Origin of the sequence: Rhabdothermincola salaria (assembly GCF_021246445.1) — a bacterium.
Classification (GTDB): domain Bacteria; phylum Actinomycetota; class Acidimicrobiia; order Acidimicrobiales; family Acidimicrobilacustridaceae; genus Rhabdothermincola_A; species Rhabdothermincola_A salaria.
On record NZ_JAJQXW010000001.1, the window covers coordinates 1514425 to 1533134 of the forward strand.

Sequence of the window (18710 nt, forward strand, 5' to 3'; positions counted from 1 at the left end):
TGACGGCGCCACGACGAGCTCCTTGTGTGCGTCTGCACACCCCCTGAACGCCGTCTGACCTCCCCCGAACGCCGAACGCTCCCCTGCCCATCTGCGTACCTGCCCGAACCCGCACCTGTCAGAGAAGTGCGCTGACAGGTGTCGCGAAGACGCGACAGGTACGCAGAGGGGGGCGCTCGGGGGTGACGCTGGCAGGGGCGGAGCGAGCGGGGGCGGGGCGAGGCGGGGCCGTCGCCGGCCGGTCAGCGGTTGCGCTTGCGCCGGCGTTGGGCCGCCCGAGAGGCCCGGGCCCGGGCCTCGCGGGTGGCCCGCTCGGCCTTGTCGTGCGCCTCGGCGACGACCTTCTCGAACCGGCGGGCCGCCTCCACGTCCACCTTGCGGGACTCCTCCTCGGCCCGGGCGATGGCCTCGGCCACCTTGCGCTGGGCCTCGTGCTCGACCTCGGCCACGCGACGGGCGGTGTCGGCTTCGATGCGCCGGAGCCGGCGCTCGGCCTCATCGTCGGCCTGCTCGGCCTTGCGATCGGCCTCACGGTCGAGCTCGCGCAGGGCCTGCGCAGCACCGATGTCGGTGAGCAGGTCGAGTTGGAGGTCGGCATCGATGTCGGCGGACAGCACCAGCTCGGTGAGGGCGTCGAGCTCGTCGACGGTGGGATCGTCGACGAGGTCCTGCACCACCTCCGGCGGGGCCTCCCCCCGCAGGACCAGCGACAGGCGTTCGGGCAGCGATTCCAGGTCCTCGGGTGGGGTGGCCCCGGCCAGGCCGCCGGCGGCGCGCTCGCGCAGCGACCGGTCGCGTTCCCGCCAGCGGTCCTGCAACACCCGGCGCCGCGCCGACCGCCCCTCGCGGGCGGTGCGGTAGGCCCCCTCGTAGCTGTCCCCGGAGCGCTGCAGGCGCCACAGCGCGACACGGCCGATGTCCTTCAGGTAGTGGTGGCGCAGCGAGGTGAAGTCGAAGCGGCCGTCATCGGCGAGCGCCTGGTGGACGGCGGGGCCGACCACCACCGAACCGGGATAGGCGATGCTCACGATGCGGCTGGCCAGGTTGACGGTGTGGCCGTACACGTCGCCGTCGCGCTCGAGCACGGGTCCGGTGGCCAGGCCCACGCGCACGTCGGAGAGGTTCGGGTCCTCGCGGTAGCTGCGGGCCAACTCGAGGGCCAGCTCGGCCCCCGTGCGCACATCGTCGGCGACGAACATGACCTCGTCGCCGATGGTCTTCACCACTCGGGCCCCGTGCCGGGCCACCACGTCGTAGGCGATCGACTCGAACCGCCCCACCACCCTCGCCAACGCGGCCTGGTCGAGCTGTTGGGTCTGGGCGGTGAACCCGACCAGGTCGGCGAACCCCACGCAGACCGGCGGCGTCTCCCCGGGCACGGCGCCGCGGAGCACCCGGCGCCGAGCAGCGGCCGCCAGCTGGCGGCGCCACACGAACTCGAGGACCTGCGGCATGAGCGAGGTCATCTCGGCCGTGCGTTGCACCTCTTCGACCTCGCCGGCTTCGGTGGCGCGCGACAGGCGGGCCAGGAGGGCGTCGACCTGGGCCGCCGCGATCCGATCGAGGGCCGAGCCGATGACTCGCGCCATCTGCAACGCCACCTCCGGATCGAGCGAACCGTTGGCGATGAGCCCCACGACGCTCGACAGCATCTCGACGTCGTCGTCGGTGAGCAGCTTCTCGCCGGGGCGCGGCTCAGGGAAGCCGAGGGCGCGCCAGTAGACGTGCAACATGTCGGCGTCGAGCCCGGACTGGCGGGCCACGTCGGCGAGGTCGAACCGGGGCTGTTCGAGATCGGTGTAGGCGGCCAGGGCCCGGCTGTCGTTGTCGGCCATGGCGGGCGGGCTCTCCGTCCGACCCTCGGTGGGGTCGACCGGCGGCTCGCCCTCGGTCACGAGAACGACCCGCCGTCGTCGGGGGCCGGGTCGCGTCGAACGGGTTCGGCGACCGGGCCGGCCGGGGAAACGTCGCCCTGGGCGGCGGCGGGGGTGCCCACCGGGGCCGGCGCGGCATCGGCTCCGGTGGCTCCGTCGGCTTCGACGCGCGCCTGGTCGGCCAGCGGAGGACGTTCGAGGAGTGCTTCGCCCCGCGCCTCGTGGGTGGACCACGTCGGGTCGAGCCCCGGGGCCGACAGCCGCACCGGACCTCCGAGGAGCCGGACCAGCGCATCGGCGACAGCCGGGTCGTCCGGAGGTTCGAGCTCCCACAACAGTGCCGGGCGCTCACCGTGCCAGCGCACCGCGTAGGAGAGCCGGCCGACGGCCGTGGGCAGGCCGTGGACCTCGATCTCGCGCCCGTACCACTCGGCGGGCACGGCCGGCGCGAGGGCCAGGCCATCGGACACCTCCACGACCGCCAGGGCCCGGATGAGCCCGATGACCCCAGCCGTCGCCGCGGCGTCGTGGCCCTGACCACCGGAGCCACCCCCGGTGCGCGGGTGCACGTGCTCGGGCCAGGTCCACAAGGGGGCACCGCGGTCGAGCAACCACCGGAGGCGGGAGATCGCCGTGTCGGCTCGTCCCGTGAGGGTGTCGGCCAGCGCCGCCGCGGCGGTGAGCCGGGGGCTCTGCCCGGCGTGGCCGACGTGGTGCCAGACCGCCGGGGTGTCGGCCGGCTGCTCGGCCAACCAGCCGGCGCCGGCCGCCAGCGCGCCAGCGAGCTCCTCTGGAGGGGCTCCCGGTCCGCACAGCACCGACGCCAGGGCGGCCACGGTGGCCACCGCCCCCGCGGGCATCCGGGCCCCGGGGCCGAGCAGGGGCACCAGGCTGGCGGTGGCGGTGGCGTCGGCGGTGAGGGAGGCGGCGAGGGCGCCCGCCATCTCGGCGGCCCCGGCGGCCACCTCGCTGGCGGCGTCGGGCTGGGCCGCGGCCTCGAGGGTGAACGAGGCGTCGAGCAGGCCACGCCAGGCCCAGAGCGCATCGTGGTACGTGGGACCGTCGTCGCCGACCCAGCCCGGGCCGTCACCGGCGGGCAGCAGTGACGGTCCCCCGTCGCTGCGACGGGCACGGCGGGACAGGTGGCGACGCTGCAGGTGGTGGGCGGCCTTGGCGACGGGGCCCACGAGGTCGACGGCCAGGTCGGCTCCGCCCGTGAGGCGCACGTGCTCGGCGACGGCGTGGAGCCAGGCGCCGGCCGCGTCGCCCCGGTGGGTCTCGCCGCCGAACGAGCCGTCGAGGGCCTGGCGATCGGCGAAGCCCACGAGGAGCCGTTCGGCCTCGGTGTGCAGTCCCTGACGATCGAGGGCCACGGCCAGCACGGACGTGTCGAGCCCCCCGACCACCACCGGCGGCCAGGCCCCGGCGTCGTCGCCGGCGGTGTGCAACAGCAGGTGGCGGCGAGCGGCCGCCAGCGCCTCGGCGACCCGCGGCTCGGGCAGCTCCACCCGAGCGGCGCGCCGCACCTGGGCCTCCCAGCCGGACACGACCCGGTCGGCGCCGGGGAGCGCACGAGGCTCGACCTCGGCCAGGGCGGTGGCGTCGCTGCGCCGGCGCCCTGGTCCCACCGGCACCGACGCCAGGGGCACCACCACGCGCAGCACCGCGGTGTGGGGCAGCGGGAAGAGGAAGGCGGCCGTGGCCGCACCGGCCGTGCACCGCACCCCGCCCTCGGGCCACTCGCCGCTGGCGGTGCCGTCGAGGACGGACTCCACCGCGTCACGGCGGACGTCGCCGAACGCGACTCGCGAGGGCGCCTTGGGTAGCACCAGGGCCACCCGACTGTCGACGGTGACGGTGGTGGCCTCGAGATCGACGGCGTGCACGGCCGAGGCACCGAGGGGATTCCACGGGCGCACGGCCAGCGCGATCGCCACGGGCACCGGCGAGGCGTTCTCGAGCTCCACCACCACCGCCCCGCCCGGGGGCACGCCGTCGCCACCGGCCACCGCCCACGCCCGGTGGCGCAGGTCGCCGCTGGGCACGCGCATGGCGGTCTCGACCACGGGCGCATCACCGAGCAGGTTCTGGCGGACTCCCGATGCTCGCGACGGCAGGTGCCAACGGTCGTCGGCGCCCACCCACCAGTCGAGCGACCATCCCGCCGGCCACGGCGTCAGCAGGCCCCGGGGATCGAGGACGGCTCGTTCGGGCGCCCCCACGGTGCCGAGGAGGACCCAGTCGCGGTGGGTGGTGTTCACGGTGGCGGCCGGACCCGGCACCACGTCGGGCCCGGTCGGGTCGAGCTGTCGCTCGAGCCACCAGGGCAGAAGGCGATCGGGAGGCGCAGCCATGGGGACCAGACGCTATCGGCCAGCCGCGGGGTGGGCGCCCGTCATGCCCGGGGCCGGCGCATGCCGTGCATCTCTTCGACGTGGCCACGGTTGAGCAAGCCCCGGTACGCCTCCTCGGCGGTGCGGCCCCGGTACAGCACGGCGTGGACCTCGGCAGCGATGGGCATCTCGATGCCGTGCTCCTCGGCCAGGGCCATGACGACCGGTGCGGACTTCACCCCTTCGGCCACCATGTGCATCTCGTCGATCACCTCTTCGATGGTGCGCCCCAGGCCGAGTTGCTCACCCACGTGGCGGTTGCGGCTCTGGGGGCTGATGCACGTGGCCAGGAGATCGCCGAGCCCGGCCAAGCCCCCGAAGGTGACGATGTGGCCCCCCATGGCCGTCCCCAGGCGGGCCATCTCGGCCAGGCCCCGGGTGATGACCGCCGCCCTCGTGTTGTCGCCCGTACCGAGCCCGTCGGCCATGCCCGAGGCGATGGCGAGCACGTTCTTCAACGCACCGGCGACCTCGCAGCCCGCCACGTCGGGATTGGTGTAGACGCGGAAGAGGTTGGTGCAGAACAGCGCCTGGAGCCGCTGGGCGATCGTGTCGTCGCTCATCGCCAGCACCGAGGCGGCCGCCCCGCCGGCGAGGATCTCCTTGGCCAGGTTGGGCCCGGTGAGCACCCCGTAGGGGTGCCCGGGCACCACCTCGTTGATCACCTCGGTCATGCGCAGCCTGGTGCCCTGCTCGAGCCCCTTGGCCAGGCTGATGACCGGCACCCAGGGTCGGATGTGGGTGGCGGTGGCCTCGAGGGTGTCGCGGAAGCCGTGGGACGGCACACCCATGATGATCAGGTCGGCGGACGCCACGGCGTCGGCCATCGAGTCGGTGGCGGTGAGGGCCGGGTGCAGGCTGGCTCCGGGGAGGTAGCGCTCGTTGGTGGAGCTCTGGCGCACCTCGGCGGCGACGACGGGGTCACGGGCCCACAGCACGGTAGGGGTGTTGTGGGCCAGCAGGTGGGCGACGGTGGTCCCCCAGCTGCCGGCGCCGATCACTGCGCACCGGATCTCCATGGGCGAACCCTACGACCGGTGGGCGACACGGTGACGGGCGCCACGTCCGGGCCGGGTCACCACCTCGAGGCCGACCTCGTCGTGGTGTCCCCCTACACTCGGCGCGGTGACGACCCCGTCGGCAGCTCTGGCCGTGCTGGTGCCGGTCAAGGCGTTCCGCGACGCCAAGCTGCGGCTGGCGCCGGCGCTCGCCCCGTCGGCGCGGGCCGAGCTGGCCCGATCCATGGCCACCTCGGTGGTGGCGGCGGCCAGCCCGCTGCCGGTGCACGTGGTCTGCGACGACGACGAGGTCGCCGACTGGGCCAGGTCCGTGGGGGCCCACGTCCTCTGGAAGCCGGGGCGCGGGCTGAACGGCGCTGTGAACGAGGGCGTGGCGGATCTGGCCGACGCCGGCACCGAGCGGGTCATCGTGGCCCATGCCGACCTCCCTCACGCCCTGGAGCTGGCCTGGGTGGCCGACGGCGAGGGCGTCACCCTGGTGCCCGACCGCCACGACGACGGCACCAACGTGGCCGCCGTGCCTGCCCGAGCGAGGTTCACCTTCGCCTACGGGCCGGGCTCCTTCACCCGCCACGTCGCCGAGGCCCACCGCCTGGGGCTCGAGCTGCGCGTCGTCCGAGAGCCCCGCCTGGGTTGGGACGTGGACCTCCCCGCCGACCTCGTGGCTCCGGACTGGTCCCTGCCGGCATGACCGACCCCATCCCCTCCCCACTCCCCGGTGGGGGCGTGCCGGGCGGGCCGGTGTCGTCGGTCGACCTCCCGACACCCGGCCGGGCGCTGGTCATCGGCGCCCATCCCGACGACGCCGAGTTCCTCTGTGGAGCCACGCTGGCCAAGTGGGCGGCACGCGGCTGCGTGATCAACCACCTCGTGCTCACCGACGGCTCCAAGGGCACGTGGGACGTCGACGCCGACGTGGCCGCGCTGGTGGCCAGGCGCGAGACCGAGCAGCTCGAAGCGGCCCGTCGGCTCGGATCGAGGGGCAAGGTGGTGATGCTCGGCCACGTCGACGGCGACCTCCAACCGTCGCTCCACGTGCGCGACCAGGTCGCCTACTGGATCCGGGCGCTGACCCCGGACGTGGTGCTGGGCCACGATCCGTGGAAGCGCTACCGGCTACACCCCGACCATCGCCACGCGGGCTGGCTGGCCGTCGACGCGGTGGTGGCCGCCCGTGACCCGCACTTCGCCCGCCACCACGACGTGGCCCACCACCGACCTTCCGCCATGTTGCTGTTCGAGGCCGACGAGCCCGACCACGTCGAGGACGTCACCGACTTCGTCGACACCAAGGTCGAGGCCCTCCTCGCCCACGCGTCGCAGTTCGTGACCACCCACGACATCCCGCCCGACGACGACGGCACCGCGGCCGCCGCCTTCCGGGCCCGCATCACAGCACGGGCCGAGACCGTGGGGGCCACTGCCGGCGTGGCCGCCGGTGAGGCGTTCAAGGCGATCACCCGCCTCTGAGCGGCCCGGACCTTCAGGGGCGCGGCGAGAGGATCTGGGGCAACATCCGGCCGAGGGCGGCCTGGGCGGCGGCATGGCCGGCCGGTTCCCCACCCAGGTCGATGGGGCCGGTGGTGAAGGGCCGCACCGGGATCAGGGGCATGCGCAGCAGGTGCCCGGCCCCGTCGAAGACGGTGAGCTCGTCGGTGCCGTGGCCGTGCTCCTGGCGGCGGTCCACGATCCGGCGCCCCATGGCGACCGAGGGCCACAGCGCATCGCCAGCACCGGCGAAGAGGTGCAGGGGGGCGTCGATGCGCTCGACGCCGATGGCGGCGGCCTCGGCCTCGGCGCCGGCCAGGCCGCCCTCGTAGGCGGCGCGCAGGTGCATGAAGCGAGGGGCGTGGCGGTCGTGGATGCGGGCCACCGCGGTGCGCCAGAGGTCGCGGTCCACCGCCACGCTGTCGATGGGTGCGAACGGCAGGGCCGAACCACCGACCGTCCACGAGGAGCGACCGGTGGGCGACCCGTCGTCGGTCATCGACTCCCACACGGTCGACCCGGGCGACAGGGCCACCACCGAGGCGCACCGCAGCCCCGGCAGCTCGGCCGCCGCGGCGAGGACCGCCTCCGCTCCTCGGGAGATGCCGAGCAGGGAGATGGCAGAGGGGTCGACGGCGGCGCGCTCGGCGAGCAGCGACACACCGGCGGCGATGGGCTCGAGCGGCACGAGGTCGAGCGAGGTGGGGAGGCCTTCGGCACCGAAGAGGCCGACGACGAGGGCGGCCACTCCCTGCGACGCCAGCGACGAGGCGTTGGCCGACATCGAGTCGATGCCGCCCTCGGAGCCTCCCACCAGCACCACCCCCGTGGCCGCCGGGCCGGCCGGGAGGAAGAGCCGGCCGACGACGCCGCCCTCTCTCACCTCGGCGACCGTCACACCCGGGGCGATGCCGTGGCGCACCAGCTCGGCTCGGCCCACTCGGCCGTCGACGGTGGCCGTCACCAGGCCGTGCATGGGACCCCACGACGGCAGGAAGAGCTGAGGCGGGCCCTCCTCGTCCCACTGCGCCGCCCACACGGCCGCGTTGGGATCGACCCCGGCCCAGTCGCCGTCGACCGGGGCGTGGCGGGACGTGTCGACGACGCCGTCCGGTGCCGAGAAGGTGGCGCGACTCACGAAGCGACGGTTGAGCGCGTCGGTGAGCTGGAGCTCCAGCTCGACGGACGCACCGGCCGCCACGCCGCTCACCGTGACGGGCAGGTCGTCGGTGACCATCGACGCCGACGCCACCGAGACGAGCGGACCCTGGTCCGCCGGGGTCGGCTCGCCGGCGACCTCCGCCAGCCCGGTACCGGGCCGGTCCTCGTCGATCTGCGCGGCATCGGCGTCGGGGCCCTGGATGCCCTTCACGAGGACGACGTTGACCAGGGCCGCCACGCCGAGGGCCAGGTAGGGCACCACCCAGTACCCCGCGATCGACAGCGGCGAGCCGCCTTCCTTGATCGTGGCGTCGCCCTCGATCAGCGGGGGGACGAAGGCCGACACCGTCATCACCGCGAAGGCCACGGCCCAGATGGCGGTGAAGCGCTGGTTGAGCCAGAGGAATCCCGGGGTGGCGGCCATCTCCGAGCTCACCGATCCCCGTGCGTAGTCCATGACGAACGGACGCCCCACGGCCATCCCGCCCAGCACGACCAGCAACAGACCGAGGTTCGACAGCGGTTGCAGCCATCGCTCGAGGAAGGCGTCGTCGACCACGAAGGCGAGCCCCAGCAGCACGGCGAAGACGGCCACGCCCCCGACGTTGAGCGTTCGGGTCGGCGCACCCATGAGTCGGCGAACGACCAGCAGGGCCAGGGCCAGCCCGGCGGCCAGGGCCAGAGTGGCCCGGAACCCCAGGTTGCCGACCAGCACCCAATAGAGGATCCAGGGCAGGAAGTCGCCGAAGGGGCCCAGGGGGTCGTGCGTCGGTTCGGAGGCGCCACCGGCGGCCGCCGCCGGTGCTGCCTCGTGTTCCGCCGTGCTGTCGCGCCGTGCCATGCCGCCCCGATCCTCTCGTCCAGTGGAAGCGAAACCTACTCCCGAGGCACCCGGCCCGGGGCGAGGCATCGGGCAGACTCGAGGGGTGCCCGTCGAAGCTCCAGCACCGATCGCCGGCGTCGACGGGTGTCGGGCCGGCTGGGTGGTCGTCACCGCGCCGGCCGTTCACGGGCCGCCCGCCGAGGCCGAGGTCGTCGACCACATCGGTGAGGTCCTCGACCGCCTCCGGCGGGGTGACCTGTCGGCCGTGGCCGTCGACATGCCCATCGGGCTGGTGGCGTCGGGGCGTCGGGCGTGCGACGACGAGGCCCGGGCCCGCCTGGGGGCTCGACGCTCGACCGTCTTCCCCACCCCGCCGCGTCCGCTCCTCGATGCCCCCGACCATGCCGAGGCGGTCCGTCGCGGCCGCGCCCTCGACGGACGGGGCATCTCCATCCAGGCCTTCAACCTCCTGGGACGCATGGCCGAGCTCGACGTCGCGGTGCGTCCCGACGACTGCGATCGGCTGGTCGAGGCCCACCCCGAGTCGGGCTTCGCCACCATGGCCGGCGCACCGCTGGCCAGCTCCAAGCGCACCGCCGCGGGCCGCGCCGAGCGCCGGGCCCTGCTGGCCCGCCACCTCGGTGCCGTCGACGCCCTGGACGCTCGGCCGCCGACGGGGTCGGCCGCCGATGACGTGCTCGACGCCGCCGCCAACGCGTGGACGGCTCGGCGTTGGCTGGCGGGCACCGCCCACGTGCTGGGCGACGGCGCCACCGACGACCGAGGCCTCCCCGTCCGCATCGTGATCTGAGCGGATCGACCCAGCGGCGCCGGTGAGTCGACGGTTCGACGCAGCCTCCGACCTGGCCGGGGACCCAACCCGTCGCAACCGGCGGGCCACCGCCGCGTGAACGGGCGATGACATCTCCCCCGGCATCCACCACGGCGGGCGCCCGAAGGTGTCTGATGGGCACTGCATGCTCCGTCTTGCACCCGAGCCCATCTCACGGCCACCCCGACCTCGAACGGCACCCACCACCGGGCCGCTCGCAGCCAGGGGTGCGCCACCAGCGGGAGCACGCTGAGGTGATGGGTCTGTCGCGGTGCCCGAGCCCCGTGGGAGACCCGTGACCGACTCGAGCCGTACCCCGACGCGTCCCGGCAGCTGTGTGACCCGGCCGACCACCGCCACCGACGGCGCCGCCCGAAGGGTGTACGTCCTCGACACGTCGGTGCTGCTGGCCGACCCGGGAGCGCTGGCCCGCTTCGAGGAGCACGACGTCGTGCTCCCCGTCGTGGTCCTGCTCGAGCTGGAGTCCAAGCGCCACCACGCCGAGCTGGGCTGGGCCGCCCGCCAGGCCCTGCGCTCCCTCGAGGACCTCCGCGTGCGCCACGGCGACCTCACGTCACCCATCGCGGTGAACGACCAGGGCGGCACCGTGCGGGTCGAGCTCAACCACCAGGACCCCTCGGCGCTGCCGCCGTCGCTGACCGGCGACAGCAACGACCACCGCATCCTGGCCGTGGCCCGCAACCTGGCCGACGAGGGACTCTCCGTCACCGTGGTCACCAAGGACCTGCCGCTGCGCCTCAAGGCCTCGATCGTCGAGCTCGAGGCCGACGAGTACCGCAACGAGCTGGCCCACGACAGTGGCTGGACCGGGATGGTCGAGCTCGACGTCGACGGGCCGGAGATCGACGCTCTCTTCCTCGACGGCGTCCTCGAGGACGACCGAGCCCGCGACCTGCCGTGCCACACCGGCGTGGTGCTGCACGCCGGGTCGCAGTCGGCGCTGGCCCGGGTGCACGACGACAAGGCCCTGCACCTCATCCGCCCGGACCGCGGTGTGTTCGACGTGCGCGGCCGCTCGGCGGAGCAGCGCATCGCCATCGACCTGCTGGCCGACCCGAGCATCGGCATCGTCTCCCTGGGCGGCCCGGCCGGCACCGGCAAGAGCGTCCTCGCGCTGGCCGCCGGACTCGAAGCCGTGCTCGAGCAGCAGTCGGCCAAGCGGGTCGTGATCTTCCGCCCGCTGTTCGCCGTGGGCGGCCAGGAGCTCGGCTACCTGCCTGGTTCCGAGTTCGAGAAGATGAGCCCGTGGGCCGCCGCTGTCCTCGACGGGCTGGAGGCCATCACCGGGCCCGAGGTCATCGACGAGGTCCACGCCCGAGGCCTGCTCGAGGTGCTCCCGCTCACCCACATCCGGGGCCGCAGCCTCACCGACAGCTTCGTGATCATCGACGAGGCCCAGAACCTCGAGCGGCCCGTGCTGCTCACCGCGCTCAGCCGGCTCGGGGTCGGCAGCCGGGTGGTTCTCACCCACGACGTGGCCCAGCGCGACAACCTCCGCGTGGGGCGCCACGACGGCGTCGTCTCGGTGATCGAGGCGTTGCGCGGCCATCCGATCTTCGGCCACGTGACCCTCACCCGCAGCGAGCGCAGCGAGATCGCCGCCGTGGTCACCGATCTCCTCGACGTGCCCCTCCACGGCTGACGCTCTCGGGGACTCGAGCCTCGGGCCCCGGCACCCTGGTGTCGTGGCGTCTGCGTACCGTGACGGGGTGCCGCTGCCCTCCGTCCGCCGCCGCGCCCCCCGGGGCCGCCAGGCCCTGCCGCCCGGACTGGTCCAGCTGCGAGCCCGACGTGTCGGGCGAGCGCAGCACCCCGAACGCTTCGCGGTCGTCGACCTCGAGACCACCGGGCTCGATCCGGCCACAGATCGCGTCATCGAGATCGCCGTGGTCACCGTCGACGGCCACGGTCGGCTGCTCGGGGAGTGGTCGGCCCTCGTGGACCCGGGCCGCGACCCGGGCCCCACCGAGGTGCACGGCATCACCGCGGCCGACCTGGCCGGCGCGGCCGACTTCGCCACGGTGGCCGCCCAGGTCGCCCCTCTCCTGGCCGGCACCGTGGTCGTCGCCCACAACCTGGCGTTCGACGCCGCCTTCCTCGCCGCCGAACAACGACGGGTGGGGGCCGACCTGCTCGCCGCCGCCGACGGCGGGTTGTGCACCCTCGACCTCAGCCGGCGCATGGTGCGCCGGCCGGCCGGCGGGTGGTCCCTGGCGGCGTTGTGCGCCCACGTCGACGTGGCCCTGGTCGACCCTCACCGGGCCCTGGTCGACGCCCGGGCCACGGCCGGCCTCCTCGCCGCGCTCCTCGCCGGGCTGCCATCGGGACGGCCGCGCCTGCTCGGCCGGCGTCTCACCCGCTCGGCTTGAGCCGCCGAGCCGGCATCGCTCCGCTCCCGCGATGTCGCAGCCCCCGAGCAGACTGCTCCCGTACGGGTTCGCGAGGCCCCGGTCCCCGACGGGTCACGGCTCGCCAGCACAGACGCTGCGCGAAAGGCCCCGCCATGTCCACCTCCCACGACCATCGATCCGCACCGGCCGGCACCGACGCCGACCTGCCCGGCGAACGACTGGTGGAGATCGCCCTCGCTCTCGCCGCCCGCGAAGCCGATGGGCCGGCCACGTACGTGGAGGTCCTCGACATCCTCGACCTCGGCGGGACCGATCCCGTCGCCGAGCACGCCCTGCCCCCGTCGGACCCCGTCGCCGGGCTGCTGGGCCGATGCGCCGCCAGCTCGGCGTGGGCCGTCGGCCTCACCGGCGCCGGGAGGGTGCGCGCCATCGACGACACGACCACCCTCGGCCACGGTCGCTTCGTCCACCTGGTCAGCCGCCACGGGGTCTCGGTCACGGTGGTCCCGCCCACCGCGGCGAACGAGGGGGCGATCGTCCTGGGCCCGACCACCACCACCCAATCGGGCCGGGTGCCCGACGCCTGTCGACGCATCGTGGGCCTCCCGACCGCCCCACCGCCCAGGGACACCGCCGCCGCGCTCGTCGACCACTGGCTCGATGCCGTCCTTTCGACATCGCTGCTCGCCGGCAGCCTCTCGTGGGCCGATGTGCTCCGGTGCCATCCCCTCGCCCGCCTCCTCGACGGCCTCGAACTCGACCCCGACCTCGTCGCCGCAGCCGCGAAGCGCTTCCGGTGGCTGCGCCGGGCGACTGACGACGACGTCGCCCGCGACCTCTTCGACGCCGTCGACGGAGGGGAGCCGGACGAGGGTGCCGGACGATCGGTGACCCTTGCCGACCTCGTGGTCCACCACATGGTCGGACGCGACACAGCCGCCGCGTTCGCCGAGCAGCGCACCGACCTCGGGGGATGGTCGCCGGCCCAGATCGCCGATCTCACCGGCGCCGCGGGGAGGGTCGTCACGTGGGAGGTGCTGCGCCTCGCCGCCATCTGTCGGGCCGATCCGGCCGCGCTCCTCGACGCCTGCACCCTGTCCTGGATGGATGCAGGGATGTTCGCCCGCTGGACGCTCGGCGACGCCCTCCCCACAGCCGTCGCGCTCGACGTTCTCGGGCGCAGCCTGCCGGGCTCGGTCCACGACCGCCTCACCGCCGCGCTCTCGCTGCTGTCGACCCACGACGGCGAGCCCCTCCCCCACCGCTGAGCAGCGCACGAGGCTCCGGGAGCACAGCGCGTGCAAGGCTCGCAGCATGACCCTCGTGCTCGAGCTCTCCTGGTCGGCCGCCGCCACCACGGCGCGGGTCCGCGACACCGCGGCCCACAGCACCCTCACGGAGGTGTCCGCCCCCCACCCCGCGGCCAGTGCCGACCACGGCCAGGACCCCGAGACCTGGTGGAGGGCCGCGATCGCCGCCACCAGAGACGCCCTCGATGCGCTCGCCCCGATGGGTTCAGGGGCGAGCGACATCGCGATGGTCCTGGTGGCCGACGGCGATCCACCCGGGGGGCTGGTCCCGCTCGACGCGCACCACGAGGTCATCGGTGGTGCCGTCCTCGGGTCCCACGAGGCCTCGGCCGCCGACGCCGACTGGCTCGTCGGCCACGCGGCCGGTGGCTCCGACGCGTGGCACGACGCCACGGGAGCCCTCCCCGGGGCTGGTTCCACCGTCGCCCTGCTGTCCTGGCTCCATCGATCCGACCCCGACGCATGGGATCGGCTCCGCCACCTCACCCTGCCGGCGGGTTGGCTGGTGCAGCGCCTCACCGGCGACCACCACCTCGGCGCCCACGACGCCGTGGGCACCGGCGTCCTCGACCGCCACACCGGCCGACGCTGGCGCACCGACCTGCTGGCCGTGGTCGACGACGCCCGCGACTGGGACCTGGTGCTGCCGACGCTCGTCGTCCCCGCCGACGCCGCCGGCGGCCTCACCGCGAGCGCGGCATCCGAGCTCGGGCTGGCGGCCGTCCTCCCGGTCCACGTCGGCGGAGCCCTCCCCTCCCCGTGACCCCTCGACGCACCCTCGTGGCGTCACCTGCCGTTCACCCTGACGCCAGTGTCACCGCGGCTAACGTGCGGCCACCGACCTCACCCCGTCGCTCCCTCGTTCCGGTGTCCTCGCGGGGCCGCCGGGGTGGCGGAGCCCCATCGGCGGGGCAGGCCCGCCCGAGGAGCTTCCAGTGAGCGACGTCGTCTTCGAAGAGGTCTCCAAGCGCTTCGGTGAGGTCACCGCGGTCGACCGCTTCACGCTGCGGGTCCACGACGGCGAGTTCATGGTGCTCCTCGGCCCGTCCGGCTGCGGCAAGACCACCGCCCTGCGCATGATCGCCGGCCTCGAGACGGTCTCGGAGGGCACGCTGCGCATCGGCGAACGGGTGGTCAACGACGTCGAGGCCAAGGACCGCGACATCGCCATGGTCTTCCAGAGCTACGCGCTGTACCCCCACATGACCGTGGCCAAGAACATCGAATCGCCCCTCCTGGCCCGCAAGTTCCACGTCGACGGCGCCGGCGAGCCCCGCAAGCTCAACGGCGCCGAGCGCAAGGAGCGCATCGAGGAGGCCGCCAAGACCCTCGGGCTCACCGACCTGCTCGGCCGCAAGCCCGGCGCCCTCTCCGGCGGTCAGCGCCAGCGGGTGGCGCTGGCCCGGGCCATCGTGGCCCGCCCGGCGGCGTTCTTGATGGACGAGCCGCTCTCCAACCTCGACGCCAAGCTGCGGGCCCAGACCCGCCTCGAGCTCGTCGAGCTGCAGCAACGCCTGGCCACCACCTTCGTCTACGTCACCCACGACCAGGTCGAGGCCATGACGATGGCGGACCGCATCGCGGTCATCAACGACGGCCGCCTCCAACAGGTCGGGCCGCCCCAGGCCGTGTACGAACGGCCCCACAACCTCTTCGTGGCCCGCTTCATCGGGTCGCCCCCCATGAACACGGTCCCCGGCCGGGTGGTCGTCACCGGTGGGGAGACCGCCGTGGACCTCGGGGGCCAGCACATCGCCGTGGCCCCCTTGTCGGCGGAGCCGCTGGCGGCGGGCACCGAGGTCGTGGTGGGGGTTCGCCCCGAACACCTCGTCGTCGATCCCGATGGGCCCGTCCGGGCGCTGGTCCGCGCCGTCGAGTGGCTGGGCCACGAGCGCCTCGTCACCTGCGAGCTGGCCGGCCACCCCGTCGTCGTACGCCAGTCCAGCGGCGACGTCCCCGTCGAGGCCGGCCAGTCGCTGCCCCTGGGCGCCGACCCGGCCGAGGTGCACCTCTTCGACCCGTCGACCACGGAGCGGCTGAATTGACCCGCGGCATCGACGCCGATCCCGGCACGGGTCCGGCGACCGACACGCCCACGGTGGGCGACGCTCCACCGGGAGCCGCCACGCCCGACGACGCCCCGATGCCCGCGTACCGGCGGCGGCAGTTCACCGACGCCGCGCTGGGCTACGCGCTGCTGGTGCCCTCGGCGCTGGTGTTCATCGTCTTCTTCTTCTATCCGCTCTACCGGCTCTTCTACCTGGGTCTGCACCAGCAGAACCGGTTCGGCACCAACGAGCGCTACGTCGGCTTCAGCCAGTTCGGCGAGGTGCTCACCGGCGACGAGTTCACCGAGGGCCTGCGCATCAGCGCCTCGTACGTCCTCTACACGGTGCCGCTCGGGTTGGTGCTGGGTGTGCTGCTGGCGGTCGCCGCCAACCGCCACCTCAAGGGCATCAAGGTGTTCCAGACCATCTTCGCCTCCACCGTGGCCACGTCGGTGGCGGTGGCCTCGGTGGTGTTCTTCGTGTTGTTGAACCCGCAGGTCGGCTACTTCAGCAGCATCGACTTCTTCAGCCTCTCTGATCCCGACACCGCCCTGCGGGGGGTGGCGCTCTCGTCGGTGTGGCAGAACCTCGGCCTCACCTTCATCATCGTGCTCGCCGGACTGCAGGCGGTCCCCGAGGAGATCCAGGAGGCGGCCACCCTCGACGGCTACGGGCCCGTCCGGCGCTTCTTCCGGGTCACCCTCCCGCTCATCAGTCCCACCCTCATGTTCCTCATGGTGGTGCTGGTCATCTTCGCCCTGCAGGCCTTCGCCCAGTCCGACATCCTCACTGCGGGCGGGCCGGTGGGCTCGACCGAGACGCTCGTCTACAAGATCTTCTACAGCCAGCAGCCCTCCGATCAGGGCACCGGCTCGGTCATGGCCGTCGGTCTGTTCGGCATCACGCTCGTCGTCACCCTCGCCCAGTTCCTGATCCTCGAGAAGCGGGTTCACTATGGGAACTGAGACCTTGCAGACCCCATGGAAGAAGGCGGTCTGGTACCTGGTCCTCACCGCGCTCGCCGTCATGGTGCTGTTCCCGGTGTACATGACGCTGGTGCGGGCGCTGTCCACCCCGGCGGCGTACGTGCAGGCCGGTCAGCCGCCGTGGCCGGTCGACGTGCAGTGGGACGTCTTCTCGCGGGCCTGGAACGTCGGCGACTTCGGCTCCAAGATCTGGGTCAGCGTCGTGGTCACCGTCATCATCGTGGCCGCCCAGCTGCTCACCTCGGTGCTGGCCGCCTACGCCTTCGCCTTCCTCGAGTTCCGCTTCAAGCGGGTGCTCTTCGTGGTGTTCATGGCCACCCTGATGCTCCCCATCGAGGTCACGCTCATCCCCAACGTCCAGAGCATCCGCAGCTTCGAGTGGCTGAACAGCTACCCGGGCCTGGTCGGCCCGTTCCTCGCCACCGCGTTCGGCACCTTCCTCATCCGCCAGGGGTTCATGGGCATCCCTCGCGACCTGCGCGACGCCGCCGCCCTCGACGGCTTCGGCCACCTGGCCTTTCTCCGACGAGTAGCCATCCCCGTCACCAAGCCCATCGTCGCCTCGTTCGCGGTGATCGCCTTCCTCGCCGCGTGGAACCAGTACACCTGGCCGCGAGCCGTGGTCACCGAAGGCGACTGGGAGACCATCCAGATCGGCCTCAAGTCGGTGCAGGCCTCCACGGTCGACCAGAACAACCTCGGCTTCGCCGCCGCCCTGATCGCCGCCCTGCCCATCTTGTTGCTGTTGGTCTTCCTGCAGCGCCAGCTCGTGCGGGGCCTCACCGCCGGCGCCGTCAAGGGCTGAACCCGACCGACCCTCCCCCCGCACACCTCCTTCATCCGTCCCCCCAACCTGCCGATGCATCCCCTCGTCACCCTCGCCTCCAGGAGTCACCGCATGCCCAGGTCCACCCGTATCGTCGGCGGTCTGCTCGCCGCCGCCCTCCTCGCCGCCGGCTGCGGCAGCAGCGACAGCGGCGACAACTCCGCCGGCCGGCCCGCCACCGAGGACGTCGAGCTCCCCGAGTGCCCGGTGGGCGCCCTCGACTCGGCCGCCGGCCCCGTCGACGTCACCGTCTGGTACCAGCTCAGCGGCAAGGCCGGCGACACCTTCGAAGCCCAGGTGGCGGCCTACAACGCCTCCCAGGACCAGGTGCGCGTCACCGCCGAGCTGCAGGGCGTCTCCTACGACGAGCTCCTGCGCAAGTACGAGCAGGGCATCCCGTCGCGGAACCTGCCCGACATGCTCGTCGCCGAGGACACCGCCACCCGCTTCCTGATCGACAGCGACACCGTGTTCCCGGCCCAGTCCTGCTTCGACGCCGACGGGCTCTCCACCGACGGCTTCGCCGAGGCGGCCGTCAACCACTACACGGTCGGCGGGGCCATGTGGCCCGGTTCGGCGAGCCTGTCGAACCTGCTGACCTACTACAACAAGAACCACTTCCGCCGAGCCGACCTCGACCCGGAGACGGTGCCGGCCACGCTGGCCGAGGTGCGCGAGGTCGCCGAGACCATCAAGGCCGCCGGCATCACCGAGACCCCTGTCGTGCTCAAGATGGACGCCTGGTTCGTGGAGACCCAGCTCACCGGCGACCAGCAGACCATGGTCGACAACGACAACGGCTACGGACCCGACGAGACCACCGAGGCCACCTTCGACACCGAGGTCACCCAGGAGATCTTCGACTGGATCAAGTCGATGATCGACGACGGGCTCATGACCCCGGTCCAGGCCACGGACGGCAACTTCGACCACTACCTGGCCATGGCCAACCAGAACGCCTCGATCACCATCGAGACCTCCACCGCCGCCACCTCGGTGGTGGCCTTCCTCGGTGGCGACACGTCGGTGGCGGCCGAGCTGGGCCGCGGTGCGGCCGACGCCGACGCCGAGGCCCTCGACATCGGCGCCGGGCAGGTCTTCGGCCTCACCGAGCCCGGCCAGGCCCAGATCGGCGGCAACGGCTTCTGGATGATGAGCACCTCCACCGACGAGCAGATCTCGGCGTCGTGGGACTTCATGAAGTGGTGGAACGAGGTCGACCAACAGGTCACCTGGAACATCGAAGGCTCGTACCTGCCGTTCCTCGACGCCGCCGCCGAGGATCCCCGCGTGCAGGCCTTCTGGAGCGACGAGCTGGCCGGCAAGTGGCTGAGCATCGCCTACGAGCAACTCCAGGACGGCGACCCCGACTTCACCGGTGCGCTCATCGGCCCGTACGACAAGTTCCGCATCGCCATGCGTGACGCCATGGCCGCGGTGGCCTTCCAGGGCGCCGACCCGGCGACCGCCATCACCCAGGCCGCCGAGCAGACCACCCAGGCCCTCCAGGACTACAACGCCTCGCTGTAGCGAGGCCCACACCACCGCGAGGTCCCCATGCCCCGTCGTCGTCGTGCC

The 18710-nt window shown here is 73.3% G+C and carries 15 protein-coding genes; 11 read left to right on the top strand and 4 right to left on the bottom strand.

The features are described from left to right. Positions 1-242: 242 nt before the first annotated feature. From LUW87_RS07055 to LUW87_RS07065, 3 genes are read right to left on the bottom strand one after another with little or no spacing between them, the layout of a single operon-like run. Positions 243-1895, bottom strand: coding sequence for an adenylate/guanylate cyclase domain-containing protein (locus LUW87_RS07055; protein ID WP_232670416.1), 1653 nt, complete (start codon positions 1893-1895; stop codon positions 243-245). Further along, complete coding sequence (locus LUW87_RS07060) at positions 1892-4228, bottom strand: hypothetical protein (protein ID WP_232670417.1); 2337 nt, start codon at positions 4226-4228, stop codon at positions 1892-1894. Before LUW87_RS07060 ends, LUW87_RS07055 begins: the two co-directional genes overlap by 4 nt. 41 nt (positions 4229-4269) lie before the next feature. Further along, entirely contained in the window at positions 4270-5286 is a 1017-nt protein-coding gene (locus LUW87_RS07065) for an NAD(P)H-dependent glycerol-3-phosphate dehydrogenase (RefSeq protein ID WP_232670418.1), read from the bottom strand. Between the two features lie 106 nt (positions 5287-5392). Between LUW87_RS07065 and cofC the strand changes: the two genes are divergently transcribed. Beyond that, the gene (gene cofC, locus LUW87_RS07070) at positions 5393-5977 is read left to right on the top strand and encodes a 2-phospho-L-lactate guanylyltransferase (protein WP_232670419.1); all 585 of its coding nucleotides are present in this window, start codon (positions 5393-5395) and stop codon (positions 5975-5977) included. After that, positions 5974-6756 carry a PIG-L deacetylase family protein gene (locus LUW87_RS07075; RefSeq protein WP_232670420.1) on the top strand — a complete coding sequence of 261 codons (783 nt, stop codon included), beginning with the start codon at positions 5974-5976 and terminating at the stop codon, positions 6754-6756. The genes cofC and LUW87_RS07075 overlap by 4 nt, the downstream gene beginning before the upstream one ends. Before the next feature lie 13 nt (positions 6757-6769). On the opposite strand, the gene LUW87_RS07080 is transcribed toward LUW87_RS07075, so the two are convergent. Continuing rightward, positions 6770-8776 (bottom strand): acyl-CoA thioester hydrolase/BAAT C-terminal domain-containing protein, encoded by a 2007-nt coding sequence (locus tag LUW87_RS07080; RefSeq protein WP_232670421.1) that lies wholly within the window; start codon positions 8774-8776, stop codon positions 6770-6772. Positions 8777-8861: 85 nt separating this feature from the next. Here LUW87_RS07080 and LUW87_RS07085 point away from each other — a divergent pair, with 85 nt between their 5' ends. The 9 genes from LUW87_RS07085 (at position 8862) to LUW87_RS07125 (ending at position 18662) form a co-directional block, all read left to right on the top strand. Further along, the gene (locus tag LUW87_RS07085; RefSeq protein ID WP_232670422.1) at positions 8862-9569 is read left to right on the top strand and encodes a DUF429 domain-containing protein; all 708 of its coding nucleotides are present in this window, start codon (positions 8862-8864) and stop codon (positions 9567-9569) included. A gap of 358 nt (positions 9570-9927) precedes the next feature. Beyond that, positions 9928-11253 (top strand): RNA 5'-3' helicase PhoH2, encoded by a 1326-nt coding sequence (gene phoH2, locus LUW87_RS19135; RefSeq protein WP_232670423.1) that lies wholly within the window; start codon positions 9928-9930, stop codon positions 11251-11253. A gap of 67 nt (positions 11254-11320) precedes the next feature. Continuing rightward, on the top strand, positions 11321-11980 hold the full coding sequence (locus tag LUW87_RS07095; RefSeq protein WP_232670424.1) for a 3'-5' exonuclease: 660 nt from the start codon (positions 11321-11323) through the stop codon (positions 11978-11980). 134 nt (positions 11981-12114) lie between these two features. Then, the gene (locus LUW87_RS07100; RefSeq protein ID WP_232670425.1) at positions 12115-13230 is read left to right on the top strand and encodes a hypothetical protein; all 1116 of its coding nucleotides are present in this window, start codon (positions 12115-12117) and stop codon (positions 13228-13230) included. A gap of 46 nt (positions 13231-13276) precedes the next feature. Further along, a complete protein-coding gene (locus tag LUW87_RS07105; protein WP_232670426.1) occupies positions 13277-14035 on the top strand; it encodes an FGGY family carbohydrate kinase in 759 nt (252 codons plus the stop codon). 172 nt (positions 14036-14207) lie between these two features. Further along, positions 14208-15317 (top strand): ABC transporter ATP-binding protein, encoded by a 1110-nt coding sequence (locus LUW87_RS07110; protein WP_232670427.1) that lies wholly within the window; start codon positions 14208-14210, stop codon positions 15315-15317. Then, complete coding sequence (locus tag LUW87_RS07115) at positions 15314-16285, top strand: carbohydrate ABC transporter permease (RefSeq protein ID WP_232670428.1); 972 nt, start codon at positions 15314-15316, stop codon at positions 16283-16285. The genes LUW87_RS07110 and LUW87_RS07115 overlap by 4 nt, the downstream gene beginning before the upstream one ends. Further along, positions 16275-17111 (top strand): carbohydrate ABC transporter permease, encoded by an 837-nt coding sequence (locus LUW87_RS07120; RefSeq protein WP_232670429.1) that lies wholly within the window; start codon positions 16275-16277, stop codon positions 17109-17111. The genes LUW87_RS07115 and LUW87_RS07120 overlap by 11 nt, the downstream gene beginning before the upstream one ends. Positions 17112-17204: 93 nt before the next feature. Beyond that, the gene (locus LUW87_RS07125) at positions 17205-18662 is read left to right on the top strand and encodes an extracellular solute-binding protein (RefSeq protein WP_232670431.1); all 1458 of its coding nucleotides are present in this window, start codon (positions 17205-17207) and stop codon (positions 18660-18662) included. Positions 18663-18710 lie beyond the last annotated feature (48 nt).

Bases quoted from the DNA above. Each gene is read 5' to 3' on its own strand.
- LUW87_RS07100 (WP_232670425.1), top strand. From the start codon at position 12,115: ATGTCCACCTCCCACGACCATCGATCCGCACCGGCCGGCACCGACGCC.
- LUW87_RS07075 (WP_232670420.1), top strand. From the start codon at position 5,974: ATGACCGACCCCATCCCCTCCCCACTCCCCGGTGGGGGCGTGCCGGGC.
- LUW87_RS07120 (WP_232670429.1), top strand. From the start codon at position 16,275: ATGGGAACTGAGACCTTGCAGACCCCATGGAAGAAGGCGGTCTGGTAC.
- LUW87_RS07065 (WP_232670418.1), bottom strand. From the start codon at position 5,286: ATGGAGATCCGGTGCGCAGTGATCGGCGCCGGCAGCTGGGGGACCACC.
- LUW87_RS07080 (WP_232670421.1), bottom strand. From the start codon at position 8,776: ATGGCACGGCGCGACAGCACGGCGGAACACGAGGCAGCACCGGCGGCG.
- LUW87_RS07060 (WP_232670417.1), bottom strand. From the start codon at position 4,228: ATGGCTGCGCCTCCCGATCGCCTTCTGCCCTGGTGGCTCGAGCGACAG.
- LUW87_RS07125 (WP_232670431.1), top strand. From the start codon at position 17,205: ATGCCCAGGTCCACCCGTATCGTCGGCGGTCTGCTCGCCGCCGCCCTC.
- LUW87_RS07105 (WP_232670426.1), top strand. From the start codon at position 13,277: ATGACCCTCGTGCTCGAGCTCTCCTGGTCGGCCGCCGCCACCACGGCG.